Origin of the sequence: Pedobacter sp. UBA4863, from assembly GCF_002399615.1 — a bacterium.
In the GTDB taxonomy this organism is placed as follows: Bacteria; Bacteroidota; Bacteroidia; order Sphingobacteriales; family Sphingobacteriaceae; genus Pedobacter.
On the sequence record NZ_DHDZ01000043.1, the window covers coordinates 4,157 to 4,808 of the forward strand.

The following is a 652-nucleotide window of genomic DNA, read 5'->3' on the forward strand; positions in this document are numbered from 1 at the left end:
AAAGCCATCGTTTCTTCTATATCTTCACCAAGGTACTTGGCTTTAACGGCATCCACGGAAACCGATTTGTTCCGCTGTATCAATTCTTGGTAACCATCAAAAATTAACGAGCGCACTTGCTCCATGTGGCTGTTCAATTTTATGATTTCTTCTCGCTTTCCTTTTGCTCTTCCTTTTGCTTCATCCCAATTATTAATTGACACTTTACTTTTTAAGGAAATTTCAGCTCTGCGACCGTTTACTGTAATTCTTGCATAAACAACGGCCATCTCGTCTTTCTTGTTCTTGGGTAACCGCAACACGAATTGAATCCCAAAGGTGTTTTTACTTTTCATATCCATTTATTTTATGTTCAACTCATACACTTTGGAGCAATTCTCACATTCCGATCGATAGAAGGAATGAAGTGAAGAAGTCAAACAATTATAAATAGCATCAAAATAAATGTCTTAAATAAATGATTTACAGTTATTTATAAGCTATTCGGTGAGTAAATTTAAAACTTAAAATGACTCACCGTTTAACTCACATTTACCTTGATATTCTTTGGGGTTTCTTGATATGATATAAAACAAAAAACCCTCAAATTCATAGAATTTGAGGGTTTCTGACCTTACTTAGTGTAAGTGTGGTCGGGGTGGCAGGATTCGAA

General features: G+C 35.4%; 1 protein-coding gene. It reads right to left on the reverse strand.

Annotation, left to right across the window (positions count from 1 at the left end; genetic code table 11):
* The coding region (locus tag B3I52_RS11335; protein WP_293301323.1) for an Arm DNA-binding domain-containing protein at positions 1 to 335 on the reverse strand (335 nt) is incomplete at its 3' end.
* Between the last annotated feature and the right edge of the window lie 317 nt (positions 336 to 652).